Genomic DNA, 19,686 nt, shown 5'->3' on the forward strand with positions numbered 1-19,686 from the left:
GAAAATATCGTATCATTTAAACACACAAAAAACCCGTCAGACTTTTGTCTGCGCGAAAACAGATATCATCGCTTGACCATTGATATGGCTTGCTTCCAAGATGGAGGCAGGTGACCGGTTTTTAACGGTTAGCGTGCCCCCTTGCGCAGCAGAAAGATACAAAATGCCGATTTCCCGCCTCGACGCCGAAGATTGCGGATTCCCGCATTTCAACATTCGCAGCCCGCGCAAAGATCTGGTTTCCGAATTTTTTGCCTTTTCATCCCATTACCGGGCGGCAGAAGCCCTGAAATTCGGGCTTTCGATGTCCGAACCCGGTTTTAATATTTTTGTTCTGGGAATTGATCGTGCCGGGCGCATGACGGCGACGCTTGATTACCTGAAAAAGGCGATGAATGAACGCCCGGCCCCGCAGGACTGGATATATCTGAACAATTTTTCCCGCACCCACCGCCCCCGCCCCTTTGCCCTTCCGGCGGGTCAAGGCATCCGCCTGACCGAAGCGATGGAAACCCTGATTTCACATCTGCGCGAAGCCTTTTCGGCGGCCTTTAACGCTCCGGCTCACCTGACCGAAACACAGGCCCAGACCGAAGAACCGCGACGTCAGGTCAAGGAAAAATTCGATGCCTTGCGCGACTTTGCGCAGGAACGCGGCCTTGATGTTCAGGAAAACGAAAAAGGCGTAATGATTGTCGCACTTAGCGCCGAAGGCGAACCGGTATCAATGGATGAATTGCCCAAGGCACGCCGCATGGCCGCCGAGGCTGCCTTTGACATTGTTGCCGAAGAAGCACGTAAGACCCTGATCTCCTCACGCGATCTGGAAGATCAGATTGGCGATACCATGACTGCACTGCGCCGGTCGGCGGCAAAGGTTGTCCTGAAACCCCGCATCAAAAAACTGCGTGACAAATTTACTGCCCCCGGTCTCAAGGCCTGGTTCGAGGCGCTGGAAAAAGATATTCTGGATAATATCGACGCCTTTGAAGAAGCAGGCGACCAACCCGCCATCGACAGCGGCGATGGCAAAATGCCTGAAACGGTCGAAGACCGTTATGCCGTCAATCTGTTGATTGACCATTCACGCGACGAACATCCCGACATCGTTCTGGAACCAAGCCCCAGTTACGATAATCTGTTTGGCCAGATTCAGTACCGCCCGATGGGCGGCGGCATGCATCCGCATTTCACGCTGATCAAGCCAGGTGCATTGCATCGCGCCAATGGCGGCGTTCTGGTTCTGCGTGCCGAATCACTTGTCGAACATGAAGAAAGCTGGTCATTCCTGAAAGCTGCCCTGCGCGACCGTGAAATCCGCATCGAAGAACATCAGAAATCCGGCCCGCCGATTGCCGGTTCCCCGGAACCGCGCCCGATCCCGCTGGACGTCAAGGTCGTGATCGTCGGTGCGCCGAAATATTATTATACCTTCTTTTCGCTGGATGTGGATTTCCGCAACCATTTCCGGGTCAAGGCCGATATCGACGCCGACATGCCTGCGGTTGCCAAAAACATCGCTATCTATACTGGCCTGTTGCGAGATTCGGCGATGGCCCGCGCCGGAATTCCGCTTGAAAACGGGGCGATCCGGCAATTGCTGGGACAGGCAGCACGTTGGGCCGGGGAACGCGATAAACTGACGGCCCAGATCGAACAGGTCGAAGACGTCGCCATCGAAGCCGGATCACTGGCCAAGGCCGATGGCCGAGATTGCATCCGCGCGGCCGATGTCAAACGCGCCATCGAGGAACGCCGCCACCGCAACAGCCGCCTTGAAGACAGATCGCACGAACGGGTGCAACGCCGTGAAGTGCTGATTGACAGTTTTGGCAGCGTAATCGGGCAGGTCAATGCCTTGACGGTACTTGATTACGGCGACCATGTTTTCGGCCTGCCATCCCGCATCACGGCACGCAGTTATGTCGGCAGCCTGGGGGTTTTGAATATCGAGCGCATGGTGGATCTTTCCGGTCCACTACAACAAAAATCGGTGATGACGATTGAGGGTTTCCTCAAATCCCGCTTTGCGCAGGAATTTCCGCTGTCTTTTGCCTGCTCGGTCACTTTTGAACAAAATTATGGCGGCATCGAAGGGGATTCGGCATCAATGGCGGAATTGTGTGCCATCATTTCTGCCGTCGCCAATGTTCCGATCAAACAGAATATCGGCGTCACCGGGTCGTTAAACCAGTTTGGCGAAGCGCAGGCCGTGGGCGGCGTCTCCCACAAGATCGAGGGTTTCTATCGCATCTGTGCCGATCAGGGCTTTACCGGCGATCAGGGCGTAATCATTCCAACCGCCAATGCCGAAAATGTTGTTCTGCGCGACGAGGTGGTACAGGCCATACGTCAAGGTAAATTCAACATCTGGACGGTTGATCATATCAACGAGGCGATAGAGCTTCTCACCGGCCTGCCCTGCGGCGATATTGCCGATGGCAATTACCCCGAAGGCACGATTTTTGGCAAGGCGATGGCCCGATTGCGACGCAATGACATCATCTTGCGTGATCGCCATGCCTATCCGGCGCGGCAGGAAGAATAACCATGATGCCGCGTCCTGCGCCTTTGCGACCGCGATGGACAGGCAAGGTCTGCACAGCCCTTGCGATTGTCGTGACGGTTAAAATGGCACTGGCGCAAAGTGATACGGCCCCGGTCAAAAGCGGGCTGGACGCAATCCCCGACGATTTGCCGGTACATGCCCGGCAAATCGTCCCGGCCCAGACACCCCACCCGCTTTTTGCAACCGCCCCGACATCCCAAACCGTCTCCAATGAACCGGTATCGCTGTCGGATCAATATCGTCAGGATCACGGACATCGCCAGCCGGTGCGCAAACAGACCTCCACGGGCGTAAATGCCACAAGGGCAGCAGCGACAATGCCCCCCAAACCGGCCAGCCTTCAATTGGGCATTTTCGCCGATGCCATTGCCGCCGAAACCTATTGGGCCAGTTTCAAGGTCCGCTATGACGATCTGGCCAGAACCTATCAAAAACAGATCAGCCCCGGCGGACATGGAATCGGCGGGCAATTGCACCGTTTGCATCTTGGCGGACTTGCCAGTCTGGATGACGCCGAACAAAAATGCCGTCAGCTTAAGGCTGACGGCACGGATTGCTTTGTCATGCAGCCGTAAATGGCGCAGTACTTATTGCGCTGTATCCTGTGCCGGTGTCAGCAGAACGATTTTATCGACAATCAGGGTCGTTGCCTCCGGACAGGTGGTCATCAGGGCTTCGTGCCCGGTAACACGCACCTTGTCGCCGGGGCGGAACCGCGACGCGCCATTTGCCAACGCATAAAGGGTGCCATCCTCGGCGCGGAACGTCACGCATTCGCGCCCATGATCGGTAATATCCCCTGCAAGCGTCATATTGTCGCGCTGCAAACTGCCACACGCCGCCAGTGTCATCATCAGCGCCAGCAGCAGGCCCGTTTTCAAAATTGCGGGTCTCGAGGCGTTTTTCATCGCCAGTCTCCTGAAAACAAATTAAACCGGCGTCACAAAACCGTCCGGAATACGTTAAGAGTCTTGTAACGCCTTGGTCTGTAAAAGTTAATGATAATTCTGTATGTCTATGGTTTGATCTTCTACGCGTTTCAATGGGCAATGTCATTGTACAAAGGACGTAAGACCCTTCGATGAGCGATGCTGACCTTCTTTATCTGCAACAGCTATCACAGGATATTTCCGAAACGGAAACGTCCGCGCACAATAAATTTGCGCGAACGCAAACTGTTTCGACCCTGCTGGAACTGGCCGAAACGCTGCAACGCAAACTTGATCATCAACAGGCTCGTATCAACCAGCTTGAAACACTTGTCGAATCCGACGAACTGACCGGGCTTTATAACCGGCGCGGCTTTACCCGTCGTCTGCGCGAAGTCCTGATTCAGGCCAGCCGTCACAATGAAACAGGTATTTTGTTAATTACCGATCTTGACGGTTTCAAGGCAGTCAATGATCAGCATGGTCATGCCGCCGGAGATGCCCTGTTGTGCCATCTGGCCCGACTGATCCGCCGTCATATTCGTGCCGACGATTTTGTCGCCCGCCTGGGCGGCGATGAATTTGCCGTATTGCTGACCAGAGCAGATCCGGCAATTGCCCAGCGAAAAATCAATGAAATCAGTGACGCCATCGAGAATCATCCGCTGACATGGCAGCAGGCTCACCTTTCGGTCGCCGCCAGTTTCGGACACAGCATTTATCGTGCCGGTGACGAGGTCGATGCCCTGATGCAGACGGCCGATGAAAACATGTATGTTCAGAAAAATGCCCGCCGCCGCCAGAATGCCGCAAACATTAACGCAGCCTGACCTGTTGTTCAGCTCTGACAGGTATTTTTTCTGTCTTTTCCTTTATAAACCCCTGCATAATCGTTATCTGAAACAACAGACGATGTATTTGTGGACGGGAACCACCCGGCACACAGACAGTTTGGCAGGGTGACGGTTTGTCCATGACTTCAATATCCGCAGATCATACCGAAAACAGTGATCGCCACCTTCTGGCAGCGATGGCTTTTTGCTGGGCCGATATCCTGCTGGAAATTGACGAAAACGGATACATCCTGTTTGCCGCCGGGGCCTCAGACAGTCTTTTGGGTTGCCCGCCGGACCGGCTGGTTGGCGAAGCACTGGAACGTCTGGCATTGCGTGAGGAACGACCGTTGCTACGCGCCTATCTACATGTAGGCCCCGGCATCAAACGCCTTGAAGAACTTGATATCAGCCTGCGCCTGCCCGACACATCCGAACAAGAATCGCCCTGCCCGGTTATCCCGGTATCGCTTAGCGGTTATCTGATTTCGGACCGGATAACGCGCTATTATCTGGCGGTGCGCCACCGCGCCATCCGGCCCCGTGCCCGGTCTGGCATTGATTGTATGGTCCTGCAACATACGCTGGTTGCTGCCGATCAGAACAATTTCATCACCCGTCGCCGTCATTTACCCGATCAATCGGCAAAACATACCGTTGACACAATCCCGCTGACGCATAACGAAGCCCTTATTGTCCTTGAAAATCTGGCGGCATCGCGTAGCAAGGCCGAAACCGATGCCGCAGGCGAACTGGCCGGCTTGATCCGCATGCGCGGACGCGAAACCACAACCCTGTCACTGACCGGGGGCAATCGCGCCATGCACGAACCGATGATCGATCTGGAACGGCGCATTGTCGCCTATGCCAGTGCCTTGCGCGCCGATCTGGACGATCCGACTCTCTCCGATACCAACCCGCATCAGACAATTGCCGGGACACAGAAACATTCCGAAGACCGGCAGATTTTTGCCGGGCAGGATTACGACATCGCCCGTGCTGTTCATCATTTACCCGACATTGCCGGAAACGGCACGGAAACCAATTTGACCCGTGCGGTTGCCTATGCGCTGAACCGCCTGCAAGCCAATGATGAAAGCGATGTGACCGCCGAACGTCTGTCGGCCAGCATGCCTCGCCTGATTCAGGAAACCCTGAAATCGGTGCGCGCCTTTCGCGAAATCATTCAAAGCGGGTCATTTGGTGTTGCCCTGCAACCGATTGTCGATCTGAACACCCAGCAAATGCATCATTACGAAGCACTGGCACGGTTTAACGATCCGACAGGTAACCTTGCCGTGGACCAGATCATTCATTTTGCCGAAGGCACTGGCCTGATTACGGATTTTGATCTGGCAATGTGCGGCAAAATACTTGCGTTTCTGGAATCACCCCACAACCAGAGCGATTATCAGATTGCGGTCAATCTGTCAGGTCATTCTCTGGAACAACCGGAATTTATCACCGCCCTTGAAGCCCTGCTTGATCAGCATGCGATTGCCCCGAATAGTTTGCTGTTCGAGGTCACCGAAACTGCCCGCATCATCAGCCTGCCCGATGTCAACGCCATCCTGCAACGTTTGCGGCGGCGCGGGCATCTGGTTTGCCTTGATGATTTTGGGGCCGGTGCGGCAAATTTTGAATATCTCAGCGCGCTTGATGTGGACATCATCAAATTTGATGGCAAGGCCATGCAAACCGCCCTTGCCAATCAGAAAGGCCGGGCCTTTATCCGGGCCACTGCCCTTCTGTGCCGTGAACTGAATATCAGCACCATCGCCGAAATGATCCATGACGATGCTACGTTCGAAACAATCCGCGATCTGGGGATTGAATTCGGGCAGGGCTATCATTTTGGCCACCCTCAAACCATCGCCGCCTCGCTGGATGGCGCAACATCCGGGGCAAAATCATGAAATCCTTCCTGTCAAACCCGACGCCGGAAACAACACCGGTTCGTTTCGAACTTGATCCCGCCGTCATGGCACAGGCAGAAGCCCCCGTGATGGTTATGGATTCCCGTGGCACGCCATTATTTGCCAATAAAAATGCCACCGGTTTTGCCGAGGGCATTCGCGAAGGTCTGTTTCCTGAAATCATCGAACTGGTGGGGCGTGCGCTGAGAACACCGGGCGGGGTTGTTGAAATGATGACCTTCGAGGTTCAGCGTGGCACCGCCACCCTTGAACTCACCGTTCTGCCCATGCAGGACGACCTTGTTTTGATGTTGCCGCGCGATGTCAGCATGGATCGCAATTTGCGCGATGCCCTGATTGATTCGCGTCAGCGCTATCGCGATATTGTCGAAGTATCTTCGGCCTTTGCCTGGGAAACCGACGAAACCGGAAAATTCATTTTTGTTTCCCCGCGCGGGGCGGTCGATTATCGCGCCGAAACACTGGTCGGGTGCGATCCATCGGAATTTTTGCTTGATACTGCGGACCGCGATTCCGATGTGGTTTTCCGCAGCCAGAAGGCCGTCCGCGATGTGCCGATCTGGTTTCGCCGTGCGAATGGATCGGCGGCCTGTTTGTCGGTATCCTCCACCCCGATTTTCAGCCGCGACGGGCGCTGGGTCGGGGCACGCGGACTGGCACAGGACATTACCGAACAGCGCCACCGCGAAGTTGAAATCGCCACGGCGCGAAATCGTGACCGGCTGATGACCTATATCGTCCGCACCATGCGCGATGAAATTGACCCCAGGGCCGTCTTGCAAAATGCCGCCGATGCCAGCGCACGCGCACTGGTCTGTACCGGATGCACTATATATCAGCTTGATCCAACCGATCATGAATTGAAAATCATTGCCCATCACGGCGAAGACACCCTGCGCCAGATCGCAGATCAGGCCATTATCAGCCTGAAAGACGGCACAGACAGCTTTGATGGCCCCCTTGGTGATTTCAGGGTTATGGCCCTGCAATGCCATTATCACCAACATATCAACGGGGCAGTTATTTTCATTTTTGACGGCGAACATCCCGCTGCCAATGCCGGGGAACGTGCCATCATGACCGAGGTTGCCGATCAGGTCGGCATCGCGATTGAACAGGCCGCCAACCATGACAGGATTGTCACCCTGTCGCGAACCGATGGCATGACCGGTCTGTTGAACCGGCGGGCGTTTTTTGATGAATTAACCCGTCATTATGCCCGCCTGCGCCGCGAAGACCGTCCGGCAGCCCTGATGTATGTCGATATGGATAATTTCAAACTGGTCAATGATGTCCACGGGCATCAACGCGGTGACGAGGCGATCCTTGCCCTTACCCGCCTGTTAAACGACAACACCCGACCGACCGATCTTGTTGCCCGACTGGGCGGTGATGAATTTGTCCTGTGGCTGGATGGTGCGGACGAGGAAACGGCGGTCAAACGCGCCCGCCTGCTGATTGCCGCCAGTGACATTTTAAAGCCTTTTTCCGGCAGTACGGACAAACCGCTTGGCATTTCGGTCGGTATTGCCGTCCATCAGTCGGGCGAAGATGAAAGCCTTGATGCCCTTGTACAACGCGCCGACAGCACGATGTATCAGGTCAAGAAAAGTGGCAAAGGCAGTTTTGGCGTGGCCGCGCCTGCCGGGTCTGACCATCCGGCCGAAATAGACGACCAGGGAGTATCCACCCGATGAAAGGGTTTCTACAGCGGGTTTTTGCACGGCGAACCGAAGTGCCGATTTCCTATGAGGAATCGCGCGACATGGCTGCCAGCGATGATGCCAAAACACGCGGAACACTGGCACGCCGTCATGATACCAAACCGGAAATCCTGTATTATCTGGCAACCGATGCCGACAGTTCAGTTCGTCGCCAGATCGCCGAAAACGAGGCCACCCCGGTACAGGCCGACCTGCTGCTGACCGATGACCGCGATGAAACCGTGCGCGGCAGTCTGGCGCAGAAAATTGCCAATCTGGCGGCGGGGTTGACCCCGAACGAAACCGACAAACTGCGCCAGATGACCTATCAGGCACTGGACAAACTGGCACGCGATCAGGCCGTGCATGTGCGTCAGGTGATTGCCGAAACCCTCAAGGACATCGCCAACGCCCCGCAACCGATCATTCAGCAACTGGCCCGCGATACCGAAAGTGTCGTCTGCGGTCCGATCCTGCAATATTCGCCGGTGCTTGATGAACTTGATCTTCTGGAAATTATCGAGGCCGGCACGGCCAAGGGGGCGCTCAGTTTCATTTCGCGTCGGCGCAATGTGGGCGAAAAACTGGCCGATGCCATTGCGGCGAGCAGCGATACCGATGCCATTTCACATCTTTTGGGCAATAAATCGGCCCAGATTCGCGAAGAAACCCTTGATCAGCTGATCGATCGTGCACCCGACATTCCCGACTGGCATGGCCCCCTGGTCCATCGCCCCCGACTGCCCCCAACGGCGGCGGGAAAACTGGCTCGGTTTGTGGCCGAAAGCCTGATCAAGGTTCTGGAAAACCGCAAGGATTTGAAAAAAGACCAGATCGCTGCCGTGCGCGATGTCGTCGAACGCCGCATTGCATCGGGTGAATTTGACAAACGCGACGAATCCCCTGCCCCGGAACGAAAAAGCGGTGGCAAATCGACAAAGGGCAAAGCGGTTGCAGAGACTGCGGACACCCCGAAGGAAGAGGAAGAAGAACCGGCCTTCGACAAAGCCCTTGCCCTGCATGCCAAGGGTAAACTGACCGACAAGGAAGTTGCCACCGCCATTGCCGCCAATGATGTCAAATTTGCACGGGCGGCCCTTGCCGTTCTGGCCGGAATTCCACCCGAAGCGGTTTCAAAGGTGCTTAATACCCATTCGGCCAAAGGCGTTGTATCGCTGGCATGGAAGGCTGGTCTTCCTGCTGATCTGGCAGTTAAAATTCAGGTCAAGCTGGGGCATGTTCCGCCCAGCCAGACCCTGAACCCGCGCAGCGGCAATCAATATCCGCTGAGCGAGGAAGACATGAAATGGCAGTTGGAATTCTTTACCGGCATGGCCACTGTCGGCCTGCGTTGACTCAGGCTGGCCGCTTCATGGCAATATGGGCAATGCCGTCTTCCTCGAACACCCTGCCAAAGGCGACAAAGCCCAGACTTTCATAGAATGACCGCAGATAAAGCTGCCCGTTCAGAAACACCGGCTGGCCGGGAAAGATCGACTCGCAGGCCAGAATGGCCTGTTCCATCACCGACTTGCCCAACCCTGATCCCCGTCGGGAAGACGCACTGACAACCCGGCCAATTGCCGGGCATTGCCCCTGTTGCCGGTGCGCAGGATCAATCCCCGGCGGTACGATACGTGCCGCCGCAACGATCATTCCGTCCAGCACACCCAGAACATGATGACATTGCGGGTCCAGCCCGTCGATTTCAGGAAAAATACAATTTTGTTCGATCACAAAAACCTGCTGACGCAAATGCAGTAAATCATGAACCTGCTGCGGCCCCAGATCCTCAAACCGGCGATGCAGCCATTCCACGCTGTCAGGCCTTTTCAATGTCATAGGTAAAAACTCCGTCATCCTGATTGGAGGCCAAAAGACGGTTTCCGGTCATCTCGCAAAAGGATTTTATATCCGCAACCGACCCGGGATCAGTTGCCAAAACTCGCAGGATACCGCCAGAACGGACATCGCGCAGGGCCTTTTTTGCCTTCAAAACCGGCATCGGACACATCATACCCTGCGCATCAAGAAGAACATCGAATGGATCGTCTGGCAAAATGGACACGAAAAACCTCATATAAATAACCGTCAGAATCGACATTCTGGCGAATTGGCGATTGTTGCATTTGCACAATATGTTAGAGTGACATCTAATAATCAATCAAACGCGTAAGCCTTTGCCGCTCAGATGCAAATATATCTCCCGATCGCCGAAATGTCGGTCAACATCTTTTTAATTCTGGGGCTGGGCGGTGCAGTCGGCTTTTTGTCTGGCCTGTTTGGTGTCGGCGGGGGATTTCTGATCACCCCGCTTTTGATTTTTTATGGAATCCCCCCCGCCGTTTCGGTGGCAACCGCTGCCAATCAAATCGTTGCATCCTCGGTTTCCGGGGTTTTTGCCCATTGGCGACGCGGCAATGTCGATCTGAAAATGGGTCTGGTGTTACTGGTTGGCGGCATCATCGGATCGACAATCGGCGTTTGGGTGTTTGCCTGGTTACGTGCGTTGGGCCAGATCGATCTGGTCATTTCCCTGTGTTATGTGATTTTTCTGGGGGTGATCGGCGCATTGATGCTGATCGAAGCTATGCGGGCGATTTTCCGGACCCGGCGGCGCGGCGGCAATCTGCGAAAAGTCAAAAAGCATCAGCACGGTTATTTTCACGGCCTGCCGTTTAAAATGCGGTTTTATCGCTCCGGTCTTTATATCAGCGCGTTATTACCACTGCTAGTGGGCTTTTTCGTTGGTATTCTGACGGCCCTGATGGGGGTTGGCGGAGGGTTCGTTATGGTCCCGGCGATGATTTACCTGCTGGGTATGCCAACGGCGGTAGTGATAGGCACTTCACTATTCCAGATCATATTTGTCACCGCCAATGTTACCTTTTTGCAGTCGGTCCAGACCCAGACGGTCGATGTCGCCCTTGCCATCCTGCTTCTGGTTGGCGGGGTTATCGGGGCACAATTCGGCGCGCGTTTCGGATCAAAACTCAAGGGTGAACAATTGCGGGCCCTGCTGGGGTTACTGGTGCTGTCGGTTTGCCTGAAACTGTTGTTTGATCTGGTGGCAACACCAGGCGACCTTTATTCCATCATGGGGAATTCGTGATGGGAAAATCCCGCATCGCTTTTTATCGTGCCCCATATTGCTGGTTTTATGGAGTCATCGCGATTCTGAGTGTGTTGATCCTTGACAGTGACCGGGTGCGCGCAGATCCGCTGGTCGTGGATTTATCCAATCATCTGGTGGCGATCACCACCGGCTTTACCGGCACTGATGTTTTACTGTTTGGTGCGGTTCAAAACCAGGGCGATGTTGTTGTCACCGTGCGTGGCCCCGATCAGGATATGGTCGTGCGACGCAAGGAACGCAAAATGGGCATCTGGGTTAACAGCGAAAGTGCCAAATTTCGCAATGTACCGGCCTATTACGCAACCGCATCAAGCCGGTCGATGGATATCATCGCCAATGACCGCCTCTATGAAAATTACCGCATTGGTGTTGATCATCAGCGTTTCATCACCGAACTGGATGATGCCGAACGGGGCGACGGCGTTTATCGCGAGGCCCTGATTCGCAATATGCGCAATTCAGGGCTGTTCAACCGTCATCCCGCCAAAATCAGCTTTTTGTCCAACCAGCTGTTCCGCACCAACCTGCATTTTCCGGCCAATACCCCAACCGGCACCTATACCATCAATGTTTATCTGATCCGCGATGGCAGGGTCGCCAGTGTCAAAACCACGCCCCTCGTTGTTTCCAAAACCGGGGTCAGTGCCGAAGTTTATGATTTTGCTCATCGTTATTCCGCGCTTTATGGCATCATTGCCGTTATCATCGCGGTCTTTGCTGGCTGGTTTGCCAGTGTGGCCTTCCGCAAAAGCTGACGCATACCCCCCATGACGTTACGTCATGCTGATATTCTCGCACCAAAATAAATAACGCTTGGATCACAGGGGCTATTTGCGGCACAATTTTAATGTTTTCTGATGCCTTGCTGGTCATGGATCGCATAACATCCGACAACGATGGATAAACGGATCACAGGCAGGACTATATGAATCTTGATTTTACCGATGATGAGTTGCGCGCCGCCTCAAGCCGGACGTTTCTGGTGGTGGTGGACGACAGCGACGAAATGACCAAGGCCCTGCGCTATGCCAGCCGTCGGGCGCAACATACCGGCGGTCGGGTGGCGTTATTGAGCGTGATTGAACCAGCCGAATTTCAGCACTGGATGGCGGTTGGCGATCTGATGCAGGAAGAAGCCCGCGAAAATGCCGAGGCCCGCATCAACGAACTGGCGGCCTATGTCCATGAAAAAACCGGCTCCATGCCGCTTTTGTTTATTCGCGAAGGGCGTCTCAAGGATGAATTGCTAACATTGCTGGCTGAAGAAGAACAAATTTCAATTCTGGTTCTGGCCGCTGGCAATCAAAGCGATGGTCCCGGCCCGCTGATTACCGCCCTGACCAATAGCGACGTTATCGGGCAATTGCGCCTGCCGCTGACCATCGTTCCCGCCGCCCTGTCGGACGCCGATATTGACGCGCTGAGTTAAGAAAGCCGCATCAACCCGTTCTGGATTCCAGAAAATCCATATAGGCCCACATCGATTTCTGATCGCCAAACAGGGCGTGTGCGCGACTGCGGATCGCCTGCGAGACAATATCGCGACGACGTTTGTCCGTCGCCAGCGTCAGAGCGGTTTCAACATAATCGGCGGAATTATAGGCAACACAGTCAAAAACCGAAATCTGGCGATAACAGGTATGGCTACGCCGGGTTCGGGCTGCCTTGCCCGGCAGGGTTACCAAAGGCACCCCCATGCCAAGACAATCAAAAGCCAGCATTGCATCATTCCAGGACGGGCTTTCCAAGACAACATCCACCGCACATAACAATGACAACATATCCGCCCGGTTGCGCACAGTGACAAAGCGCATGCGCCCGGCAACATCAGCGTGGCTGACGGAAAACCGCCGTCCCCATGCCGCGTCCCAGCTATCGCGGGCAGGGGCAATCAGCAACAATTCCGCCGTTTCATCCAGACGCAAAATCTCGGCAATCAACGGATCGAAATCCGCCGTCAGTACGTCAAGGGGCTGCGGACACAGATAACTGTTACGGTCCTGATCAATCCGCCATTGTTTGCGCAGTTCACCGGGCGACATATCAGGCATTTCGGGCCGCTGGCCTTGTGCAAACAGGCCGGGCAGACGCACCAGTTCCTCGGTAAATCGGGCTTCACCCCCGGCAGGTTCCCAGTCATCGGCAACAACATGCACATCAATGCTGGCAAGGCCCGTGGTTGCGGCAAGTCCGCCCCCGGCAATCTGCAACGGGGCCAAACGCCAGCTTGCCAGCAACATGGTATAGGCATCCGATTGCGCATCGGTGTAATGCAGCACATCCAGATCCAGCCCGGCAATCACCCCGGCGGAATGGATCGGATCCAGCGGCAGACGCACCACCAGATCAGCGTCGCGGTCGATTCTGGCGGTAATATCATCCTCGCCCAAGGGCGGACGAATCACCGTGACATCAAAACGATCACGGTCCAGACCGCCAATCAGTCCGGCGATCCAGCGCCCGATACCGTTATCATGCATATTGGCCGACACAATCCCCAGCCGCACCTTGCGCCCGGCGGTCGATACCACCGAACTCGCCGGGGCAACATCATAGGACGCGGCAATCGTTTGCCACAAACCACCCACCATGCGCAGTTGCGCATCCCCTTCGGGGCGCAAGGCCGCCCGCCAGACCGGCGGAAAACGCGTCAGGGTCAACGGATCGATCCGTGATTGTATCAGACCGTCCTGATCATCGCTGGCAAAGGCATCCGCCACAATGTCACGGACCACTTCGTCATTCTGGGCTTCGATATCGGCAGGCACCGGGGAAAAGAACAAACGCCGCGCCATCCGAAACAAGGTGGCGTCGCGCCCCCCCGCGATCCGTTCGTCGATGGTGTTTTGCAACAGATTATGGGCCGACACGGTATCGCCATCCTCGGCCAATTCAACGGCCAGACGGAAAATCGCATTATCTCCGCCCCCGGCCCCGACCGCCGCCCCGAAACGTTCCATCGCCTCGTTATGCCTGCCCGACAGACTCAGGGCTTCGCCCATCATCAGTAACAATTCAGGATCATCGGGCGTCTGACGCAACAAAAGGTCAAGCGCACTTGCCGCTTCGATGCCTCGCCCGGTACGCAAATTCAGCAAGGCAAGGGTGCGGCGTGCCTCGCGGGCATCGGGATCAAGGGCCAGAACCTGTTTGAGGCAATGCAGCGCCCCGGCAAACTGGCCAAGACGAAACAGCGCCTCGCCATAGGCGGTCAAAGCCCCCTTGTGTCCGGGGGAAAGATCCAGAGCGCGCAAAAGCGGATCACTGGCCGAAACGGTTCGGCCCTGATCAAGCAAAATCTGGCCCAACACCACCAGCGCCATCACATGGTCGCTACGGATTCGCAGAGCATGACGGCAGGCGCTTTCAGCGGCAAGGGTTTCCCCGGCCTCGCGCAGGAAAGACGCATAATTGGCATGAATTTCCGCCACACCTGGGGCAAGATCAAGGGCGGCAAGATAATTTTCCCGTGCCGGCTCCAATTCGCCCAACTGCCGATAGGTATTGGCAAGATTGCAATACAGGGCCGGTGAATCCGGGCACAGGCGGATCGCCCGGCGAAAAGCACCAACGGCATCGCGCAATTTCCCGGCAGCTTTCAGGGCCTGGGCGTGGTCATGCTGGATTTCGGCATTGCTGGCATCGACAATTGCCGCCCGCCCCATGCGTTCGGCGGCAACATCGGGACGGCCCTGTTGCAGGGCAACAAGACCTGCCAGATGCATCGGCTCCACCGCCTGCGGAAAGGCAAGGGCCAACATCCGGCAGGCATCTTCGGCCTCCGTCAAATGACCCGATTCAAACAGGCCCAACGCGGAACGAAACAATTCGCCAAGATCAGACAAGGATATCCAGCCATCCGTTTACTGCACAGGCGGCAAACATACCGCGCAAGCGTTAACAAACCACGCAATCGCAATAAACAGAAATGCCCGCAGATCATAGCGGAAAGATGGCAGCAGCCCGGTTATTTTAATGCCCTGCCCCCGGATTCAAAACCGCCCAATCGGCTGTTTCATCATGAAGGATACCGCCCTGACGCAAACATTTTCCGATAAAACCGTTATTGCGCAAAATCGTAATGCCGCGATTCAGGGCCGCAACAATTTCCGGCGCATTGGGTACGGCGCGCGACACCATGAAATGTTGGGAACCAGGCAAGGCAACAGTAATCCCCGGTACGGGCACCAGACGAATACCCTCCACCTCGCGCCCCATATCGGGGGCAGATGAAAATTCCAGCAAGGTAAAATCGGCCCGGTTTTCCGCAATCAGTCGAAACATCTGAGGGGTGGTGCTGGCCGAAAACAGGGTTGGCATATCGAACTGTTCAAGGATTTGCCAATCCAGCCGCCAGTTAGGATTCATCACCGCCCGTAACCGGCGTAAATCTTCCAGGCGGGTAACCGATTGCAATATTGCATTATCCGCCAGACCGTAAACCCCTTTTTTGAAATCACCTGGCATCATGAAAGCTTGCGTTTTGTACACCTGATCATTGCCGTCAATATTGAAATTCCAGTCCGTCTTTACGGTCGCCTGCCCCATAAACACCATCATGCGGCTACGTTCGGAATTGGGTGATTCGACCGGCAATATCTGTGCCGCCATGCCCCCGGCCTGCAAGGCATGGCGCAGTATGGTGTAATTCACCAGCGACACATTATTATGGTTGGCAACATCACACCGGTCACAATAAGCGTTTTGCCCACGAGAACAGTCTTCTATTCCGGTCAGATCAGCCGTTTGCACCGGAAACAGGATCATTGTTTCGGCCTGCGCCATGCCAGTCACGGCAAAAAAACACACAAACCCGATCATCACAAAGGCATGGAACGCAGAACGAAAACGCATAAAGCCTCTGTGCAAAAAAGAAGTTCCACCGGAAAATACACCATTATCCGGTATATAGACTTCGGAACATCTTTTTAAATGCAACCGGCATGCGCATAATCAGGTAGTTTTCAGGAAAAATGCCAAAATCCCAACGGAAAACCGGCACGACCTAGCCGAAATAACGCCCAAATCGGTTAACAAGGAAATCGTCCAGCCGCACCTGTTCCTGTTGAAGATATCCCTTGCCCGGCAAGGTTCCAGTCAGGACCATATCGACCAGCGTGCAAAGCCCTGCGGATGTTGTGACCTGAATAGCCGACCAGTCGATACCGCCGATTGTCGCGCCATGTACCTTGCGGATCAGGCTTTCTTCGCGCAATTGACCATCACGGATGCCCACCGCATCGGCAAAAATCACTATGACATCCTGACTGGTGACAGGCAGGGATTTTTCAAAAATATCTTTCATCAATTCGGGCCGTTTACCCAACCCCAAATCCTCGATCAGGATTTTCAGGATTTCCTGATGCCCCGGATAGCGCACCGTCTTGTAATCCAGATTTTCAACCCGGCCTTCCAGCATATCGCACAGCGCTCCAACCCCGCCCGAAGTGTTAAAGGCCTCGTATTCGGTGCCATCAATCGTAAAACGCTCATATCCTTCCAGCGGCAGGACCTCGACGCGGCGGCCATTATGGATTGCCTCGCATGGATTAAGATATTCATTGATCAGGCCGTCGGTTGACCAGGTCAGGTTATATTTCAAACGGTTGGTCGGATTTTGCGGCAAGGCCCCGACCCGCAGGCGCAAATTGCGCACTGTTTCAAACCGTTTGAACAAATCATGGGCGGCAATCGAAATAAAACCGGGGGCCAATCCACATTGCGGCACAAACGCTCCCGTCGCATCCTTTGCAATCTCGCGAATGGCGCGGGTGGTTTCAACATCTTCGGTCACATCGAAATAGGATGCCCCCACCACACGGGCAACGCGCGCAATCCCGACATTCAGATAAAACGGACAGGTTGATAAAATCGCATCATGCCCGGTGGCAACTTCGGCCAATGCTGTTTCGTCGGTGACATCGACCTTGACCGATGTTGCCGGGCCATCCTTGGCACAAAGTTCAAGCATATGACCGTTGGCATCGGCCAGTGTAACCTCGTAATCGCCGCTGTCGCGCAACATGACCGAGGCAATGCGGCCGATTTTCCCGGCTCCCAGAATCAGAATTTTTTTCATTTTTATCTCCCGGATTTTAACTGGAACGCCCTGAAATTCCGTTCCAGCCTGTTAAAAATATACCCTTATTCATGCTCCGCCACTGGACCGCCGGTTACAACCCGGCGATACTGTCAAAACATCTGTAAAAACCATCAAATCGCCGGGTGAAACTGATGAAACGCAAGCTTGACGATATCGACCGTCGCCTGATTGGCCGGTTACAGCAAAATGCCCGCACCCCGATTGCCGCCTTGGCCCGCGAAGTAGGCCTGTCACGCAGTGCGGTTCAGGAACGCCTTTTCCGCCTTGAAAACAGCGATGTCATTCACAGCTATACAGTGACGCTGGGCAACGAATCGCGACCCTTGTTGCTGGCCGAAGTCATGATTCAGGTGGAACCACAAAAAGCCGCCGGTGTCGTGCGGGAGTTGCAAAAAATTATGTGCTGCCTGCGTTGCCTTGCGATATCCGGTGAATATGACCTGATCGCCGAGGTTGCCACCGATACCGCCGAACAACTCGATACAATCATTGACCAGATCGGCGCCCTTCCCGGCATAAAACGCACCGCAAGTTCGATCATCCTTTCCACCAAGTTTGATCGGCGGTAATCTGGTGGCCATTGCACTGCAAAATCAATCTTGAGGCGCGTCCATACGTGGTTGAAAAAAGAAGATTCTCAGTTCTTAGCGTCCTTCTGGCCGGTTTTTCCGCCACCAGCATCCTCGGGGTTGGACTAGCCCTTTATATCGGACTGAACGCCGCCTATGAAAACACCCGGAATTTATGGGTAACACTCGCCGATATCGATCTGACATCGGTGCAGCGCAGCATGCAACAACGCATGGACAGTGTCGGCCAACGGGCCAACTGGGTGGCTGATAATGTCGCAGAAGGATTGCTGGACCCTGGCTTTCAATATGGCTGGGACAATGCCATGCGCGCCCTTGCCGCCGATGAAATTGATGTCATGGCCTATGGCCTGATTACCGGTGAACGGCAATTTATCGGCTATGATACCGATGACATGTCTATAGTGCGTCGCACTTTGCCGATTGATGACATGTTGTTTTCCGAACTGGCGCATCTTCGAGGCCCCATTACCAATCGCACCAGCTTTCCACGCTGGGACCCCTATTTTCAACAGCCGGTCATTGCCGACTGGGTTCCGCTGTTTTACGAGGGGCGATATCTTGGGACGTTTATCCAGTATCTATCCCTGTCCAACCTGTCGCGCAGCCTCAGCCGCGGGCGCGAAGATGCACCCGGTATTCCTTTCATCATCGTTGCCGGAAACCGGGTTTTGGCGCATCCACTGTTACAACAATGGGGATCAACCAAGGCATCGTCACTGGTCAGCGGCAGCGAAATCGCCCGCAGTCCGATTCCCCTGCCAAACATCAATGATATCGGCGATCCGGTTCTGGCCAATCTTGGCCGGTCCGAACGCCTTGATTACACCGGCACGAACACATCCCGCCCTGACAGCGACGTACAGATTTCAGGCCTTGAACTGGATAACGAGTTCAAGCTGATTGTCACCAAACAAATCGATGATACCCCATTCGGGACGGCACTGATCGGGATGCATTTTGAAGAATCCCTGTTTAACGAGGAATGGAACCGTCTGGTTTTGTCGTCGGTGCTGGGCGGATTTGTGATGTTGCTGTCGCTGGCGGTAGCCATCATCATTGCCCGAAATTTCACCCACCCGATCCGGCGTTTTGCTGCTGCCACCCGGAAACTTGAAAACGATCTGCCGCAAGACCTTCCCGTTCTGCCCGGAAGCCGCATTCGCGAATATGACGATGCGGCACGGTCTTTTAACCATATGGTCGCCGGTTTGCGGGATCGCGAACGCATCAGCAATCTGTTTGGCAAATTTCTGCCACGCTCGATTGCCAAACAATTGCTGGCCTCGGGCACCGATTCCGGGGTTTTGCCGCCGCAACAATGCGAGGCAACTGTCCTGTTTGTGGATATTGCCGGTTTCACCGCCCTGTGCGAACAATTGCAACCACCCCGGATCGTCGCCATGCTGAATACCTATTTCGACATGATCACCAACATCATCGAAGAACATGGCGGCATCATTACCCAGTTTCAGGGCGATGCCGTTCTGGCGGTTTTCAATGCCTTTGACGAATTGCAGGATCATGCCGACGCAGCCCTTGATACCGCCATCAACATCCAGAAATCCGTGCGCACCACCCGTTTCGACGGGCAGGAATTGCGCTGCCGCTGCGGGATCAATACCGGCGGCATGATTGCCGGGAATGTCGGCGCAACAGACCGGTTATCCTTTACAGTTCATGGGGATGCCGTCAATTCAGCCGCCCGGCTTGAAACCGAAAACAAGATTCTGGGAACCGAAATTCTTCTTTCGGAAACCACACGCGATTTGTTGTCGGCACCCGAACGGGTAATACGCGCCGGGGAGATCCAGTTACGGGGCCGCAGCGAAAAAACGGCGGTCTACACCGTCTCCCTGACAGACATAACGCCACAATGACCTGCC

The 19,686-nt window shown here is 54.9% G+C and carries 17 protein-coding genes; 11 read left to right on the forward strand and 6 right to left on the reverse strand.

Annotated features, from left to right (window positions below; genetic code table 11):
• Positions 1-163: 163 nt before the first annotated feature.
• Entirely contained in the window at positions 164-2,548 is a 2,385-nt protein-coding gene (locus Q8O73_RS08615; RefSeq protein WP_305557581.1) for a Lon protease family protein, read from the forward strand.
• A 2-nt stretch (positions 2,549-2,550) separates the two neighbouring features.
• The gene (locus tag Q8O73_RS08620; protein WP_305557583.1) at positions 2,551-3,144 is read left to right on the forward strand and encodes an SPOR domain-containing protein; all 594 of its coding nucleotides are present in this window, start codon (positions 2,551-2,553) and stop codon (positions 3,142-3,144) included.
• A gap of 12 nt (positions 3,145-3,156) precedes the next feature.
• On the opposite strand, the gene Q8O73_RS08625 is transcribed toward Q8O73_RS08620, so the two are convergent.
• Positions 3,157-3,477 carry a DUF5818 domain-containing protein gene (locus Q8O73_RS08625; RefSeq protein ID WP_305557585.1) on the reverse strand — a complete coding sequence of 107 codons (321 nt, stop codon included), beginning with the start codon at positions 3,475-3,477 and terminating at the stop codon, positions 3,157-3,159.
• 173 nt (positions 3,478-3,650) lie between these two features.
• On the opposite strand from Q8O73_RS08625, the gene Q8O73_RS08630 reads away from it, so the two are divergent.
• The 4 genes from Q8O73_RS08630 (at position 3,651) to Q8O73_RS08645 (ending at position 9,326) form a co-directional block, all read left to right on the forward strand.
• On the forward strand, positions 3,651-4,328 hold the full coding sequence (locus Q8O73_RS08630) for a GGDEF domain-containing protein (RefSeq protein ID WP_305557587.1): 678 nt from the start codon (positions 3,651-3,653) through the stop codon (positions 4,326-4,328).
• Positions 4,329-4,471: 143 nt separating this feature from the next.
• On the forward strand, positions 4,472-6,247 hold the full coding sequence (locus tag Q8O73_RS08635; protein ID WP_305557588.1) for an EAL domain-containing protein: 1,776 nt from the start codon (positions 4,472-4,474) through the stop codon (positions 6,245-6,247).
• Positions 6,244-7,965 carry a diguanylate cyclase domain-containing protein gene (locus tag Q8O73_RS08640; protein WP_305557589.1) on the forward strand — a complete coding sequence of 574 codons (1,722 nt, stop codon included), beginning with the start codon at positions 6,244-6,246 and terminating at the stop codon, positions 7,963-7,965. Before Q8O73_RS08635 ends, Q8O73_RS08640 begins: the two co-directional genes overlap by 4 nt.
• A complete protein-coding gene (locus Q8O73_RS08645; RefSeq protein WP_305557590.1) occupies positions 7,962-9,326 on the forward strand; it encodes a DUF2336 domain-containing protein in 1,365 nt (454 codons plus the stop codon). Before Q8O73_RS08640 ends, Q8O73_RS08645 begins: the two co-directional genes overlap by 4 nt.
• 1 nt (position 9,327) lies before the next feature.
• Here Q8O73_RS08645 and Q8O73_RS08650 read toward each other — a convergent pair whose 3' ends face one another.
• The gene (locus tag Q8O73_RS08650; protein WP_305557591.1) at positions 9,328-9,813 is read right to left on the reverse strand and encodes a GNAT family N-acetyltransferase; all 486 of its coding nucleotides are present in this window, start codon (positions 9,811-9,813) and stop codon (positions 9,328-9,330) included.
• On the reverse strand, positions 9,794-10,039 hold the full coding sequence (locus Q8O73_RS08655; protein WP_371135063.1) for a sulfurtransferase TusA family protein: 246 nt from the start codon (positions 10,037-10,039) through the stop codon (positions 9,794-9,796). Before Q8O73_RS08655 ends, Q8O73_RS08650 begins: the two co-directional genes overlap by 20 nt.
• A gap of 123 nt (positions 10,040-10,162) precedes the next feature.
• On the opposite strand from Q8O73_RS08655, the gene Q8O73_RS08660 reads away from it, so the two are divergent.
• The 3 genes from Q8O73_RS08660 (at position 10,163) to Q8O73_RS08670 (ending at position 12,536) form a co-directional block, all read left to right on the forward strand.
• Positions 10,163-11,083 carry a sulfite exporter TauE/SafE family protein gene (locus Q8O73_RS08660; protein ID WP_305557594.1) on the forward strand — a complete coding sequence of 307 codons (921 nt, stop codon included), beginning with the start codon at positions 10,163-10,165 and terminating at the stop codon, positions 11,081-11,083.
• Complete coding sequence (locus tag Q8O73_RS08665) at positions 11,083-11,862, forward strand: TIGR02186 family protein (RefSeq protein WP_305557595.1); 780 nt, start codon at positions 11,083-11,085, stop codon at positions 11,860-11,862. Before Q8O73_RS08660 ends, Q8O73_RS08665 begins: the two co-directional genes overlap by 1 nt.
• Positions 11,863-12,032: 170 nt before the next feature.
• Positions 12,033-12,536 (forward strand): universal stress protein, encoded by a 504-nt coding sequence (locus tag Q8O73_RS08670; RefSeq protein WP_305557597.1) that lies wholly within the window; start codon positions 12,033-12,035, stop codon positions 12,534-12,536.
• Between the two features lie 10 nt (positions 12,537-12,546).
• Here Q8O73_RS08670 and Q8O73_RS08675 read toward each other — a convergent pair whose 3' ends face one another.
• The 3 genes from Q8O73_RS08675 to Q8O73_RS08685 form a co-directional block, all read right to left on the reverse strand.
• Positions 12,547-14,952, reverse strand: coding sequence for a tetratricopeptide repeat protein (locus Q8O73_RS08675; RefSeq protein ID WP_305557599.1), 2,406 nt, complete (start codon positions 14,950-14,952; stop codon positions 12,547-12,549).
• 127 nt (positions 14,953-15,079) lie between these two features.
• The gene (locus Q8O73_RS08680; RefSeq protein WP_305557601.1) at positions 15,080-15,961 is read right to left on the reverse strand and encodes a hypothetical protein; all 882 of its coding nucleotides are present in this window, start codon (positions 15,959-15,961) and stop codon (positions 15,080-15,082) included.
• Positions 15,962-16,112: 151 nt separating this feature from the next.
• Positions 16,113-17,186 carry a saccharopine dehydrogenase family protein gene (locus Q8O73_RS08685; RefSeq protein WP_305557603.1) on the reverse strand — a complete coding sequence of 358 codons (1,074 nt, stop codon included), beginning with the start codon at positions 17,184-17,186 and terminating at the stop codon, positions 16,113-16,115.
• 155 nt (positions 17,187-17,341) lie between these two features.
• Here Q8O73_RS08685 and Q8O73_RS08690 point away from each other — a divergent pair, with 155 nt between their 5' ends.
• Together Q8O73_RS08690 and Q8O73_RS08695 are read left to right on the forward strand one after the other, a co-directional pair.
• Positions 17,342-17,779, forward strand: coding sequence for an Lrp/AsnC family transcriptional regulator (locus tag Q8O73_RS08690; protein ID WP_305557605.1), 438 nt, complete (start codon positions 17,342-17,344; stop codon positions 17,777-17,779).
• Positions 17,780-17,826: 47 nt separating this feature from the next.
• Positions 17,827-19,680 (forward strand): adenylate/guanylate cyclase domain-containing protein, encoded by a 1,854-nt coding sequence (locus tag Q8O73_RS08695; protein WP_305557607.1) that lies wholly within the window; start codon positions 17,827-17,829, stop codon positions 19,678-19,680.
• Positions 19,681-19,686: the final 6 nt, after the last annotated feature.

It is taken from the genome of Thalassospira sp. (genome assembly GCF_030690045.1).
Taxonomy (GTDB): Bacteria; Pseudomonadota; Alphaproteobacteria; order Rhodospirillales; family Thalassospiraceae; genus Thalassospira.